Here is a 13600-nt window from a genome sequence, read left to right as displayed (position 1 = left end):
GGTCAACGCGGCCGGGGATTAGGCTCAGCCACGTTTTCCGTCCGACCCTTACGCCCCCTGTGCTGGAGCACCCATCATGCAGTCGAACGACGCCCGGATTCTCCGCGGCGCCGCGGTTCCCACAGCCTGCGTCGGCTTCGCCGGTGTCGCTGTCGGCGCGGTGACCGCCGGTGCCGAGGGTGCCCTCGGTGCGGCGCTCGGCACGGTGCTCGTGGTCGCCTTCTTCGCGACCGGCCTCTACGGGCTGAGCAAGATCGGCGAGAAGTGGCCGGAGCTGCTGCTCGGAGCGGGCCTGCTCGTGTACACGACGCAGGTACTGGTCATGCTGATCCTGCTCCGCGTCTTCCGCGACGCCACTTTCATGGACGGGCTCGTCTTCGGGCTCACCATGCTCGTCTGCATCATCACCTGGCTGGCCGCGCAGTCGTGGGCGAACGTCCGGGCCAAGACCCTGTACGTCGACCCCCAGCAGGCGAAGGACCCCTCCGCCGCAGAGCCGGGAACATGACGCGGCCGGTCGCCGTCCCCGAGGCAGGGGCGGAAAGAGAGCACTCCCGCCGGACTGCTATCGTCCGACGCCGAGAGTGTGGCGAGCAATGGAGCGTGCGCTGTGCGGGACAGCGTGGCGTGTTCCCCTTCTCCGTTCAGGGCGGCCTGCCGCGCCGGCTGCCCTTGTTCTCCCGCGATACCCAGTCCAGTGCCGCTCCGTGGTCTGAGCCACGCCGACACATCGAGGTAGCCGTACCTATGCGTCATACCGAAGGAGCTCGCGGTGAGTAGTGACCAGTTGCTCGCCTTCGAGACCGACTGCCACCTGTTCAAGGGGTGCGGCTTCGAAGCCCCGAGCGTGTGGTCGTTCATCTTCGACCCGATCTTCACCGTCGGCCCGATCGAGTTCAACAAGCCGATGCTGCTCGCGATCATCGGCACCGTCGCGATCATGAGCTTCTTCTGGGTCGCGTTCTCGAAGCCGAAGGTCGTCCCCGGCAAGGTGCAGATGGTCGGCGAGGCCCTGTACGACTTCATCCGCCGGGGTGTCGCCCGCGAGGTGATGGGCAAGAAGGGCGAGCCGTTCGTACCGCTGCTGGTCTCGCTGTTCTTCTTCGTCTGGATGTTGAACCTGTGGGCCCTGATTCCGGTGGCCCAGTTCCCGGTCAACTCGGTGATCGCGTACCCGGCGGGCCTCGCGCTGGTGGTCTGGGTCACCTACATGACGGTGACCTTCCGGACCAACGGCTTCGTCGGCGGCATCCGCAACCTCTGCGTACCGTCGGGCCTGCCCAAGCCGATCTACCTGATCCTGACCCCGATCGAGTTCGTCTCGAACATCTTCGTGCGGCCCTTCACCCTGGCCGTCCGGCTGTTCGCGAACATGTTCGCCGGCCACGTGCTGATCCTGATCTTCACGATCGCGACCTGGTACATGCTCGGTACGCTGCTCGGCACCGTCTACGCCAGCGCGTCCTTCGTGCTCACCCTGGTGATCACCGTCTTCGAGATGTTCATCCAGGCGCTCCAGGCGTACGTGTTCACGGTGCTGACCGCCACCTACCTCTCCCAGGCGCTCGAAGAAGCGCACTGAGAGCCCCGAGCCACAACTCCCTCACCTCCCCAGACGTCCGGTGGACCAACCTCCACCGGCCCACCAAGAGAAGGAACTACGGATCCATGTCTGAGACCCTTGCCGCCGTTACGGGCAACATCGGCACCCTCGGTTACGGTCTGGCCGCGATCGGCCCCGGTATCGGCGTCGGTTACATCTTCGGCAACGGTGTGCAGGCGATCGCCCGTCAGCCCGAGGCCTCCGGCCTCATCCGCCAGAACATGCTTCTCGGCTTCGCGGTCGTCGAGGCGCTGGCGCTGATCGGCTTCGTCGTACCGTTCATCCTCACCGACTGATCTGCCGACCTGACCGGTTCTTCATTCCACGAAAGGTCCACCATGATGTACCTGGCAGCAGAGGAGCCGCAGAACCCGCTGCTCCCGGTCTGGCCCGAGGTCGTCATCGGCCTGCTCTGCTTCGGCATCATCTTCTTCGTCTTCTCCAAGAAGCTCCTCCCGTCCATCAACAAGACGCTGGACGAGCGGCACGAGAAGATCGAGGGAGGTATCGAGAAGGCCGAGGCCACGCAGGCCGAGGCGCAGCAGACGCTCGAGGAGTACCGCGAGCAGCTCAAGGACGCCCGCCACGAGGCCGCGCGTCTGCGCCAGGAGGCGCAGGAGCAGGGCGCCGCGCTCATCGCCGAGATGCGCACGGAGGGTCAGCGGCAGCGTGAGGAGATCATCGCTGCCGGTCACACCCAGATCGAGGCCGACCGCAAGCAGGCGTCGCTGGCTCTGCGCCAGGACGTCGGCAAGCTGGCCACCGAGCTGGCCGGCCGGCTCGTGGGCGAGTCCCTTGAGGACCACGCCCGCCAGAGCCGGGTGATCGACCGGTTCCTCGACGAGCTCGAGGACTCCGCGGCGAACACCGAGGCCGCCCGATGAACGGAGCGAGCCGCGAGGCACTGGCCGCCGCCCGGGAGCGACTCGAAGCGCTGACGGACAACACGTCCGTCGACGCGGCGAAGCTCGCCGACGAGCTGGCCGCCGTCACCGCGCTTCTCGACCGTGAGGTGTCGCTGCGCCGGGTCCTCACCGACCCGGCGCAGGCCGGCGAGCGCAAGGCCGAGCTGGCGGGGCGTCTGCTGAGCGACCAGGTGAGCGGCGAGACCGCCGACCTGGTGGCCGGTATGGTCCGTCCCCGCTGGTCCCGGTCCCGCGACCTGGTCGACGCGATCGAGCAGCTCGCCGACCTCGCCGACCTGATCGCCGCGGAGCGGGCGGGCGCGCTGGACGACGTCGAGGACGAGATCTTCCGGTTCGGCCGGATCGTCGCCTCCTCGACCGAGTTGCGTGCCGCACTCAGCGGGAAGAACAGCGAAGCCGCGTTCAAGAGTGCGCAGGGCGGCCTGGTCCACCAGCTGCTCGGCGGCAGGGCCCGGCCCGCGACCGAGCGACTGCTCGGCCGGCTCGTGGTCCAGCCGCGGGGCCGTAGCCTGGAGGGCGGGCTGGAGTCCCTCTCCAAGCTCGCCGCGGAGCGCCGGAACCGTTCGGTCGCCGTCGTCACCTCCGCGGTGCCGCTCAGCGACGGCCAGCGGGAGCGCCTCGGCGACGCCCTGGCCCGTCTCTACGGCCGTCGGGTGCACCTCAACCTCGACGTGGACCCCGCGGTCCTCGGCGGGATCTCGGTGCGGGTCGGCGACGAAGTGATCAACGGAACCGTCGGCGACCGGCTGGACGAGGTCGAGCGGCGGATGGCCGGCTGACATCGGCCACACCAACTCAACAAGCAGTACACAGCGGCCCGAGTTGGGCCGTAGCAGATACGTACGGGCCCAACAAGGAGAGCAGGGAACCCAGATGGCGGAGCTCACGATCCGGCCGGATGAGATCCGGGATGCGCTGGAGAACTTTGTCCAGTCGTACACGCCGGACGCGGCCTCGCGCGAAGAGGTCGGGACGGTCAGCGTTGCCGGCGACGGCATCGCGAAGGTCGAGGGACTCCCCTCGGCCATGGCGAACGAACTGCTGAAGTTCGAGGACGGCACCCTCGGCCTCGCCCTCAACCTCGAGGAGCGGGAGATCGGCGCCGTCGTCCTCGGCGAGTTCAGCGGCATCGAGGAGGGCCAGCCGGTGCAGCGCACCGGCGAGGTGCTCTCCGTCGCGGTCGGAGAGGGCTACCTCGGCCGCGTCGTCGACCCGCTGGGCAACCCGATCGACGGCCTCGGCGAGATCGCGACCGAAGGCCGTCGCGCCCTTGAGCTGCAGGCCCCCACGGTGATGGACCGCAAGTCGGTCCACGAGCCGATGGAGACCGGCTACAAGGCCGTCGACACCATGACCCCGGTCGGCCGCGGCCAGCGTCAGCTGATCATCGGCGACCGGCAGACCGGCAAGACCGCCCTCGCGGTCGACACCATCATCAACCAGCGCGATAACTGGCGCTCCGGTGACGTGAACAAGCAGGTGCGCTGCATCTACGTCGCCGTCGGCCAGAAGGGCTCCACCATCGCGTCCGTGCGCGGTGCGCTGGAGGAGGCGGGCGCGCTGGATTACACCACCATCGTGGCGGCTCCGGCGTCCGACCCGGCGGGCTTCAAGTACCTCGCGCCCTACACCGGTTCGGCCATCGGCCAGCACTGGATGTACGAGGGCAAGCACGTCCTCATCATCTTCGACGACCTGTCCAAGCAGGCCGACGCCTACCGCGCCGTCTCCCTGCTGCTGCGCCGTCCGCCGGGCCGCGAGGCCTACCCGGGCGACGTCTTCTACCTGCACTCCCGGCTGCTGGAGCGCTGCGCCAAGCTGTCGGACGAGCTCGGTGCCGGGTCGATGACCGGTCTGCCGATCGTCGAGACGAAGGCCAACGACGTCTCGGCGTTCATTCCGACCAACGTCATCTCCATCACCGACGGCCAGTGCTTCCTGGAGTCCGACCTGTTCAACGCGGGCCAGCGGCCGGCGCTGAACGTCGGTATCTCGGTCTCCCGGGTCGGCGGCTCCGCCCAGCACAAGGCTATGAAGCAGGTCTCCGGCCGGCTCCGGGTGGACCTGGCCCAGTTCCGTGAGCTGGAGTCCTTCGCGGCCTTCGGTTCGGACCTGGACGCCACCTCGAAGGCGTCCCTGGAGCGCGGCCAGCGCATGGTCGAGCTGCTCAAGCAGTCGCAGTACGCCCCGTTCCCCACCGAGGACCAGGTCGTCTCCATCTGGGCCGGCAGCAACGGCCTGATGGACGAGGTCCCGGTTCCGGACGTACGCCGCTTCGAGCGCGAGCTCCTGGACTTCACGCACCGTGAGCACCAGGATCTGATGACCTCGATCCGCGACGGCGCCAAGATGTCGGACGACACCCTCCAGAAGCTGGGCGAGGTCGTCAAGAGCTTCAAGCAGCAGTTCGAGACCTCGGACGGCAAGCTGCTGGGCGAGGGCTGAGCATGGGTGCCCAGATCCGGGTCTACAAGCGGCGGATCAAGTCCGTCACTGCGACCAAGAAGATCACCAAGGCGATGGAGATGATCGCCGCCTCGCGCATCGTCAAGGCGCAGCGCAGGGTGGCGGCCTCCACTCCGTACGCCGAGGAGCTCACCCGTGCGGTGACCGCCGTGGCGCAGGGCGCCTCGGTCAAGCACACCCTGACGACCGAGGTGGAGAGCCCGCAGCGGGCCGCGGTCCTGCTCGTCACGAGCGACCGCGGGCTGGCCGGCGGGTACTCCAGCAACGCCATCAAGGCCGTCGAGCAGCTGACGGCGGAGCTGGCGGAAGCCGGCAAGGAGGTCGACACGTACGTCATCGGCCGCAAGGGCGTGGCGTACTACACCTTCCGCGAGCGCAAGGTCAGCGGGTCCTGGACCGGTTTCACGGACAGCCCGAGCTACGCGGACGCCAAGCAGGTGGCCGCACCGCTCATCGAGGCCGTTCAGCGGGACACCGCCGAGGGCGGCGTGGACGAGCTGCACATCGTCTTCACCGAGTTCGTCTCGATGATGACGCAGACCCCGGTGGGTCGCCGGATGCTGCCGCTCTCCCTCGACGAGAACGCCGAGGGGGCGGTGGAGCAGGGCCAGGCGCCCGCCGGTGACCGCATCCAGCCGCTCTACGACTTCGAGCCGTCGGCGGAGGAGGTGCTCGACGCACTGCTTCCGCGGTACGTCGAGAGCCGGATCTACAACGCTCTGCTCCAGGCCGCCGCTTCCGAGCACGCGGCCCGCCGCCGGGCGATGAAGTCGGCGACCGACAACGCCGAAGACCTCATCAAGTCGCTCACGCGGCTTGCCAACGCGGCCCGTCAGGCCGACATCACCCAGGAAATCAGCGAGATCGTCGGTGGTGCCAGTGCGCTGGCCGACGCGTCTGCGGGGAGTGACCGATAACTATGACCACCGCTGTTGAGACGGCCTCCGTGCCCGGCGTGGCCACCGGCCGCGTAGCACGGGTCATCGGCCCGGTCGTCGACGTGGAGTTCCCCGTCGACGCCATGCCCGACATCTACAACGCCCTGACCACCGAGGTCCTGGACCCCTCGGAGGAGGGCAGGACCAAGACGCTGACCCTTGAGGTGGCGCAGCACCTCGGCGAGGGCGTCGTGCGCGCCATCGCCATGGAGCCCACCGACGGCCTGGTCCGCCAGGCCGCGGTGACCGACACCGGCAACGGCATCACGGTGCCCGTCGGCGACGTCACCAAGGGCCGGGTGTTCAACACCCTCGGCAAGATCCTGAACGAGCCGGAGGCCGAGTCCGAGGTCACCGAGCGCTGGCCGATCCACCGCAAGGCCCCGGCCTTCGACCAGCTCGAGTCCAAGACCGAGATGTTCGAGACCGGCCTGAAGGTCGTCGACCTGCTGACCCCGTACGTCAAGGGCGGCAAGATCGGTCTGTTCGGTGGTGCGGGCGTCGGCAAGACGGTCCTCATCCAGGAAATGATCATGCGTGTGGCGAAGCTGCACGAGGGCGTCTCGGTGTTCGCCGGCGTCGGCGAGCGCACCCGTGAGGGCAACGACCTCATCGCCGAGATGGCCGAGTCCGGTGTGCTGCCGCAGACCGCACTGGTCTTCGGCCAGATGGACGAGCCGCCGGGGACCCGCCTCCGCGTCGCGCTGGCCGGTCTGACCATGGCGGAGTACTTCCGCGATGTGCAGAAGCAGGACGTGCTGTTCTTCATCGACAACATCTTCCGCTTCACCCAGGCCGGTTCCGAGGTCTCCACGCTGCTCGGCCGGATGCCCTCCGCGGTGGGCTACCAGCCGAACCTGGCCGACGAGATGGGTGTGCTCCAAGAGCGCATCACCTCGACCCGCGGCCACTCGATCACCTCCATGCAGGCGATCTACGTTCCCGCGGACGACCTGACCGACCCGGCCCCGGCGACCACCTTCGCCCACCTGGACGCCACCACGGTGCTGTCCCGGCCGATCTCCGAGAAGGGCATCTACCCGGCGGTGGACCCGCTGGACTCGACGTCCCGGATTCTGGACCCCCGGTACATCTCGCAGGAGCACTACGACTGCGCCTCGCGCGTCAAGGGGATCCTGCAGAAGTACAAGGACCTCCAGGACATCATCGCCATTCTCGGCATCGACGAGCTGGGCGAGGAGGACAAGCTCACCGTCCACCGCGCCCGCCGGATCGAGCGCTTCCTGTCGCAGAACACCCACGCGGCGAAGCAGTTCACCGGTCTCGACGGATCGGACGTCCCGCTGGACGAGTCGATCGCGGCCTTCAACGCGATCGCGGACGGCGAGTACGACCACTTCCCGGAGCAGGCGTTCTTCATGTGCGGTGGCATCGAGGACCTCAAGGCCAATGCCAAGGACCTCGGCGTCTCCTGACGCGGAACCCCGTACGACGGGTGAGGGGCGGGGCGACCCGTCCCTCACCGGCCGTACCCCTTATCCTGTGAAAACCCCAGCAACCCCAGCAATGAGGAGCCACTGTGGCTGAGCTGCACGTCGAGTTGGTCGCCGCCGACCGCAAGGTCTGGTCGGGCGAGGCCGGCCTGGTCGTCGCGCGCACCTCTTCGGGTGAGATCGGCGTCATGCCCGGCCACCAGCCGCTGCTCGGCGTGCTGAAGTCCGGGCCGGTCACCATCCGGACGACCGGTGAGAGCGGCGACGGCACCGTCATCGCCGCGGTGCACGGCGGATTCATCTCGTTCGCGGACAACAAGCTCTCGCTGCTGGCGGAGATCGCGGAGCTGAGCTACGAGATCGACGTCCAGCGGGCGGAGCGCGCGCTGGAGTCGGCGCAGACGGAGGCGGACACCGCCGCCGAGCGCCGCGCCGACGTGCGTCTGCGGGCCGCGGCGGCGGGCGCCCGCTGATCGCGCCCGGAAACGAGAATCAGCCGCGGACGGCCCCGGAGCACAGCTCCGGGACGGTCCGCGGCTGACGGCATCATTGGTGCGGTCCGCGCCTGTGCGCGGCACGCGGGATTGAGCGAGGAGGTCGGTGAGAGATGGTCCTCGCTCTGCTGCTGTGCGGACTGTTCCTGCTGCTGGTCCTGCTGGCGCTGTTCGTCTTCGGCCTCCGCCGGCGGCTGATCCAGCGCTCCGGCGGGACCTTCGACTGCAGCCTGCGCCGGGACGTCCCCGAGGAGGAGACGGCCGACCCCAAGGGCAAGGGCTGGAGCTACGGGGTGGCCCGCTACAACGGCGACCGCATCGACTGGTTCCGTGTCTTCTCCTACGCACCGCGTCCGCGCCGCACGCTCGCGCGCGACGCCATCGAGGTGCTGGAGCGCCGCGACCCGCGTGGCGAGGAGGAGCTGGCGCTGCTCTCCGACGCCGTCGTCCTCGCCTGTCGGCACCGCGGCACCCGCGTCGAGCTGGCCATGAGCGAGGACGCCCTGACCGGTTTCCTGGCCTGGCTGGAGGCCGCACCCCCCGGCCAGCGCGTCAACGTCGCCTGACCCCGCGGCCGTGTGGCGGCGGGATCCGCCGCGCCCGCGGCAGGATGTCCCTCCCGTCTCGGACGTCCCACCACGCCCCCGCGGCGGACGGTGTCCCCGCAGGTCAGGAAGTGGGACGTCCCGGGTGCCCCTCACCTCGGCGGCGACGGTGGCCGACGGGTGCCGAGGGGCCGCAGTCTGGTGGCGAGCCGGCCGGTGCGGTCGGCTCCGGTCATCGGAAGGGAAACCCATGCGCGCCTCGACGAGAGTCCTCGTCAGTGTCACCACCGCCGCCGCCCTCGCCGGAGGAAGCCTGGCAGCGGCCGGCAGCTCCGCCGCGTCCGCGCCGTCCCCGCAGCCGTCGGCGAGCGCCGAGTCCGCCGCCGCGCTCGCGGTGGTCAATCTCGGCCTGACCAGTGCGGAGGCCAGGGCGCTCCAGGGGTGGCTGCGGACGTACTACGGCTACACCGGCGCGATCGACGGCCGGCTCGGCACCCACAGCTGGAAGGCGATGCAGCGCTACCTCCAGGGGTACTGGGGCTACGAGGGGGCGATCGACGGCATCGTCGGCCCCAACACGATCAAGGCGCTCCAGCGTCTGCTGGTCAAGTCGTTCTACACGGGCCCGATCGACGGCATCGCCGGACCGGGGACCCAAGCGGCGTTCAAGTACTTCGCCAACCAGCTCTAGTCCCGGACCGGTCCCGCTGCGGGGGCCGGTCGCGCCCCGCGGTCGCCCGTCCGTGTGCCTTCCGTGCGCCTTCCGTGCGCGGACGGGCGCTGCCGGTGCAGCCCGAGCGGGCGAGTCGGGGGCCGGGGTGGTCGTCGTCCTCGCCCGGGCGTGCGGGGGAGTGGACCGCCCCCGGGCCCCCGGGGGTGAGCCGGGGAGCCGGGGGCGGAGAACGGACCCGGGGAGGCAGCGGGCGGTGCTGCCTCCCCGGTTGGGGGGCGTCCGTGGGGGCTTCGGCCGTCAGCCGTTGAGCCCGTCGTCGATGGCGCTGATCAGTTCACCGTCCGAGGTGTCCCCACTGGTCTCCCAGAAGAAGGCGCCGCCGAGTCCCTGCTCCTTGGCGTAGTCCATCTTGCCGAGGATCGTCTGCGGGGTGTCGTAGCTCCACCAGTCGTTGCCGCAGTGGGCGTAGGCGGTGCCGGCGAGGGTGCCGGTGACCGGGCAGGTGTTCTTGAGGACCTTGTAGTCCTCAATGCCCGTCTCGTAGGTCCCCGGGGCGCCGCCCGTCGCGGAGCCGCCCGGCTCGCTCTGGCTGACGCCGGTCCAGCCGCGGCCGTAGAAGCCGATGCCCAGCAGCAGCTTCTGCGCCGGAACGCCCTGCGCCTTGAGCTTCTGGATCGCGGCGTCCGAGTTGAAGCCGTCCTGCGGGATGCCGTCGTACGAGGTCAGCGCCGAGTGCGGGGCGGTGGGGCCCTGCGCGTTGAAGGCGCCGAAGAAGTCGTACGTCATGACGTTGTACCAGTCGCTGTACTCTGCCGCGCCGGCGTAGTCGGTGGCGTCGATCTTGCCGCCGTCGGAGGCGTCGGCGGTGATGGCGGCGGTGACGAGCTGATCGTCACCGAACTGCTGGCGCATCGCGCGCATCATCTTCTCGAAGGCGGCGGGGCCGCTCTCGTCGCAGCTCGCACCGCAGGCGTTGGGGTACTCCCAGTCCAGGTCGATGCCGTCGAAGACACCCTCCCAGCGCGGGTCGTACACCAGGTCGTGGCAGGACTGCGCGAACGCGTCGGCGTTCTGCACGGCCTCACCGAAGCCGCCGGAGTACGTCCAGCCGCCGAAGGACCAGAGGATCTCGATGTGCGGGTACATCTCCTTGAGCTTCAGGAGCTGGTTGAAGTTGCCGCGCAGCGGCTGGTCCCAGGTGTCGGCCTCGCCGTCCACGCTCTCGGCCGCGCTGTACGCCTTGTCGGTCGCCGCGTAGGAGTCGTCGAGCTTGCACTCGCCACCCTGGACGTTGCCGAAGGAGTAGTTGATGTGAGTCAGCTTCTCCGCCGAGCCGTTCGTCACCAGGTCCTTGACGTGGAAGTCGCGGCCGTAGACGCCCCACTCGGTGAAGTAGCCGAGGTTGACGTACTCGCCCGGCGGCTCCGGGTCGGGACCCGGCTCCTCGGGGTCGGGCTCCTCCGGGTCCGGCTCCTCGGGGTCGGGGTCCTCCCCGCCGGGGTCGCCGGAGCCGTCGCAGGCGGCACCGTTGAGGGTGCAGCCGCTCGGTTCGCCGGAACCGCTGCCGTTGAAGCCGAAGCTGGCGGTGGCGCCCGGCGCGAGGGTGCCGTTCCAGGCCAGGTTCACGGCCTCGTAGTGGTCGCCGCTGCTGGTGACTTCGGCGTCCCAGGACGAGCCGACGGACGTGCCGGAGGGGAAGTCCCACTCCAGCTCCCAGCCGTCGATCGTGGTGTCGCCGGTGTTCTCGATCGTCCACTTGCCGCCGAAGCCGGAGCCCCAGTTGGACGTCTTGGTGAAGGTGGCCGTCGCCTCTTCGGCTGCCTGTGCCGGTGAGGCGACGGCCACCAGGCCGCCGAGGGGGAGCAGCAGTGCGGCGGCGGCCCCGAGGGCCCCGCGCATCGTGCGTCTGGCGGTCGTGCGTGTCGTTCTCAAGGGCGCTCCTCGAGCTGTGTCCGGCTCGGTGTCCGGATTGTTCGGGGGGTACCTGCGCCGCCCTGACCGTGCCTGCCTGTACATGACACGATCGCCGCAGTGAGATGTGAGCGTATGGAGGTCTGGACCAATGGTCAATAGGTCTGGACCACTTGTCCGTGAATAAGCGCGGTACCCGCTCGGGGGAGCATCGGCGTCCCGGCGGGTGCTGTGCCGGTCGAGAGACCGCGCCAGCCGCGCGGGCCGCCCGACGGCGGAGCGCACTCCCGTCCCAGTCGGGACGCGAGCGGCAGGTGGCGGACACCCGCCCGCTGCCGCCACCCCCCCGCGGCGGCAACTGAACCACCGGCACGAGCGCCGCGGCCACCACCTCGCCCAGCGCCCGGACCCCCGGCCCGGGCCGGCGGTCGCCGGAGCCGGTCCCGGAGCCGGTCCCGGCACCGGGACCCCGCCGCGGCGGGTCGAGCCGCACCACCGCGTCACCCGGTCCTGGTCGTGGACCGCCCTGGCGGCCGGTGCGGCCTTCTTCGCCACCGGCGTCGAGGTCGTCGGCCCGCCCGGACTCCGCACCGGGTTCGCCCGCATGGTCGACCGCTGCGCCACCGCGGCCGGCGACTGGATGGCTTCGCCGCTGGTGGCGATCAAGGGGGCCGACTCGACCGCCTGCCCGGCTGCTGACCGGGGACGCCGCGTCCGTGTCGTCCGTTCCGGTCGGCGCGGGCACGCGCCCCAGGGCGGCACCGGACGTGCGAGGCGGGGCTGTGCTGTGACGAAGCGGGCGCGCGCGGCGCTGATGGGTGTACGGCGCACGGGTGCGGGGCCGCAATCGGATGACTACGGAGTGCTGATGGTGTGAATTCAGCCACCGGGACGGTATCGATTTCGCCTCAGGCCCCCTCTTGAGCCTTTTCGCAGTGGCAGGACCGGTGTAATTTGGCCAAAACGCTGTGGTTGTACACGGTCGGTATCCAGTAATCGAGGTCCGCGGGACGGGCCGGAACAGGGGGCGCTCGCTCATGCAAGGCACCATTGACGGCTTCAACTACGGTGCGTTCACGCCGGTGGCGGCGTTCCTGATGGCCTGCCTCGGCAGTGCGCTCGGCCTCCGCTGCACCACGCGGTCGCTGCGCACCGGGGACACCCGGAAGTTCGGCTGGCTGGCCCTGGGGGCCGCGGCCATAGGCTCGGGGATCTGGACGATGCACTTCATCGCCATGTACGGCTTCCAGGTCGAGGAAGCCCCGATCAGCTACGACATCCCGCTCACCCTGCTGAGCCTGGTCGTCGCCATCGTCATGGTCGGCGTCGGCGTGTTCATGGTGGGTTACCGGGGAGCGAACCGTCTCACGCTGCTGACCGCGGGCACCCTCACCGGCCTCGGGGTCGCGGCCATGCACTACATCGGCATGGCCGGGATGCGGCTGCACGGACGGATGGAGTACGACACCGTCATCGTCGGGGTGTCGATCGCCATCGCCGTGGTGGCCGCCACCGCCGCGCTCTGGGCGGCCGTTTCGGTGCACGGGCTGCTGCCGAGCCTCGGCGCGAGCGTGGTGATGGGCATCGCGGTGACCGGTATGCACTACACGGGCATGGCCGCCATCAGCGTCCAGGTGCAGGGGGCCGGTTCCCACCACGCTCCCACCGCCGGTGGTGCGTCGACGTCCGTCCTCTTCCCGATGCTCATCGGGCCGCTGGTGTTCCTCGTCCTCGCCTGTGTGGTCGTGATGTTCGACCCGCTGCTGGTGTCGGGCGAGGAGGGCTGGAACGACGGCCGGTCGCGCCCCGCCGCCTCCGGTCGCGGCGCGTTCGACGATGCTCCCCCGAGGAGCGGGCGGATCCCGGCCCAGGCCTCCGGCCGCGAGGACCCCTGGGCGGGCTCCACCGGCACCCACCGCTGAGGGGACCGTCCGGCCGGTGGCGGCCCTCCCCCCGCTGCGGGCCCCCGAGGGTCGGCAGCGATGGTCAGCGTTCGCCGCCCGGCACCCAGAGCACGTCGCCGACCTCCTTGTTCGCGCTGCGCGCGAGGATGAACAGCAGGTCGGAGAGGCGGTTGAGGTAGGTGGCGGTGAGCGGGTTCATCAGCGCGCCGTGCTCCTCCATGGCGGCCCAGGTGGACCTCTCCGCCCGGCGCACGACCGTGCAGGCCTGGTGCAGCTGGGCGGCTCCGGCAGTCCCGCCGGGGAGGATGAAGCTGCGGAGCTTCTCCAGCCGCTCGTTGAAGCGGTCGCAGTCCGCCTCCAGCTTGTCGACGTAGCTCTGCTCGACGCGCAGCGGCGGGAACTCCGGGTTCTCCACCACAGGAGTGGCGAGGTCCGCGCCCACGTCGAACAGGTCGTTCTGCACGCGCAACAGCACCTTGCCGATCTCCTCGCCGAGGTCGCCGAGCGCCAGCGCCACGCCGATGGCCGCGTTCGCCTCGTTGGCGTCGGCGTACGCGGAGATCCGGGAGTCGGTCTTGGCCGTACGGCTCATGTCGCCCAGGGCAGTGGTTCCAAAGTCGCCGGTGCGGGTGTAGATGCGCGTCAGGTTCACCATGTCCCCGAGCCTACGGGCCGCCTCCCGACGC

14 protein-coding genes are annotated in these 13600 nt (G+C 69.8%); 12 read left to right on the top strand and 2 right to left on the bottom strand.

The genetic code is table 11. The annotated features are described in order from the left end of the window. Positions 1 to 76: 76 nt before the first annotated feature. The 11 genes from H300_RS0103410 to H300_RS0103360 all read left to right on the top strand — a co-directional run bounded on the left by H300_RS0103410 (position 77) and on the right by H300_RS0103360 (position 9117). Positions 77 to 508, top strand: a complete 432-nt coding sequence (locus H300_RS0103410; RefSeq protein ID WP_028426316.1) for a Cg1360 family ATP-synthase-associated protein — start codon at positions 77 to 79, stop codon at positions 506 to 508. 246 nt (positions 509 to 754) lie between these two features. Then, complete coding sequence (gene atpB / locus H300_RS0103405; protein WP_028426315.1) at positions 755 to 1582, top strand: F0F1 ATP synthase subunit A; 828 nt, start codon at positions 755 to 757, stop codon at positions 1580 to 1582. An 86-nt stretch (positions 1583 to 1668) separates the two neighbouring features. Further along, positions 1669 to 1899 (top strand): ATP synthase F0 subunit C, encoded by a 231-nt coding sequence (gene atpE / locus H300_RS0103400; protein WP_028426314.1) that lies wholly within the window; start codon positions 1669 to 1671, stop codon positions 1897 to 1899. A gap of 42 nt (positions 1900 to 1941) precedes the next feature. After that, positions 1942 to 2487 (top strand): F0F1 ATP synthase subunit B, encoded by a 546-nt coding sequence (locus H300_RS0103395; protein WP_028426313.1) that lies wholly within the window; start codon positions 1942 to 1944, stop codon positions 2485 to 2487. Next, entirely contained in the window at positions 2484 to 3308 is an 825-nt protein-coding gene (locus H300_RS0103390) for a F0F1 ATP synthase subunit delta (RefSeq protein ID WP_028426312.1), read from the top strand. Before H300_RS0103395 ends, H300_RS0103390 begins: the two co-directional genes overlap by 4 nt. Positions 3309 to 3402: 94 nt before the next feature. Continuing rightward, positions 3403 to 4974, top strand: coding sequence for a F0F1 ATP synthase subunit alpha (gene atpA / locus H300_RS0103385; protein WP_028426311.1), 1572 nt, complete (start codon positions 3403 to 3405; stop codon positions 4972 to 4974). A 2-nt stretch (positions 4975 to 4976) separates the two neighbouring features. After that, on the top strand, positions 4977 to 5912 hold the full coding sequence (locus H300_RS0103380) for a F0F1 ATP synthase subunit gamma (protein WP_028426310.1): 936 nt from the start codon (positions 4977 to 4979) through the stop codon (positions 5910 to 5912). A 2-nt stretch (positions 5913 to 5914) separates the two neighbouring features. Then, positions 5915 to 7369, top strand: coding sequence for a F0F1 ATP synthase subunit beta (gene atpD, locus H300_RS0103375; protein ID WP_028426309.1), 1455 nt, complete (start codon positions 5915 to 5917; stop codon positions 7367 to 7369). Between the two features lie 104 nt (positions 7370 to 7473). Then, a complete protein-coding gene (locus tag H300_RS0103370) occupies positions 7474 to 7860 on the top strand; it encodes a F0F1 ATP synthase subunit epsilon (RefSeq protein WP_028426308.1) in 387 nt (128 codons plus the stop codon). A gap of 134 nt (positions 7861 to 7994) precedes the next feature. Beyond that, positions 7995 to 8447 carry a DUF2550 domain-containing protein gene (locus tag H300_RS0103365; protein ID WP_028426307.1) on the top strand — a complete coding sequence of 151 codons (453 nt, stop codon included), beginning with the start codon at positions 7995 to 7997 and terminating at the stop codon, positions 8445 to 8447. 229 nt (positions 8448 to 8676) lie between these two features. Beyond that, complete coding sequence (locus H300_RS0103360) at positions 8677 to 9117, top strand: peptidoglycan-binding domain-containing protein (RefSeq protein ID WP_028426306.1); 441 nt, start codon at positions 8677 to 8679, stop codon at positions 9115 to 9117. Between the two features lie 279 nt (positions 9118 to 9396). On the opposite strand, the gene H300_RS0103355 is transcribed toward H300_RS0103360, so the two are convergent. Further along, positions 9397 to 10998 carry a glycosyl hydrolase family 18 protein gene (locus H300_RS0103355; protein ID WP_028426305.1) on the bottom strand — a complete coding sequence of 534 codons (1602 nt, stop codon included), beginning with the start codon at positions 10996 to 10998 and terminating at the stop codon, positions 9397 to 9399. A 1049-nt stretch (positions 10999 to 12047) separates the two neighbouring features. On the opposite strand from H300_RS0103355, the gene H300_RS24695 reads away from it, so the two are divergent. Then, the gene (locus H300_RS24695) at positions 12048 to 12932 is read left to right on the top strand and encodes an MHYT domain-containing protein (RefSeq protein WP_078515678.1); all 885 of its coding nucleotides are present in this window, start codon (positions 12048 to 12050) and stop codon (positions 12930 to 12932) included. A gap of 64 nt (positions 12933 to 12996) precedes the next feature. Here H300_RS24695 and H300_RS0103340 read toward each other — a convergent pair whose 3' ends face one another. Next, positions 12997 to 13569 carry a cob(I)yrinic acid a,c-diamide adenosyltransferase gene (locus H300_RS0103340; RefSeq protein WP_028426303.1) on the bottom strand — a complete coding sequence of 191 codons (573 nt, stop codon included), beginning with the start codon at positions 13567 to 13569 and terminating at the stop codon, positions 12997 to 12999. Positions 13570 to 13600: the final 31 nt, after the last annotated feature.

The organism is Streptomyces sp. TAA040 (assembly GCF_000424845.1).
The sequence above is the reverse complement of the archived record's forward strand: the minus strand, read 5'-3'. Positions and strand labels throughout refer to the sequence as shown.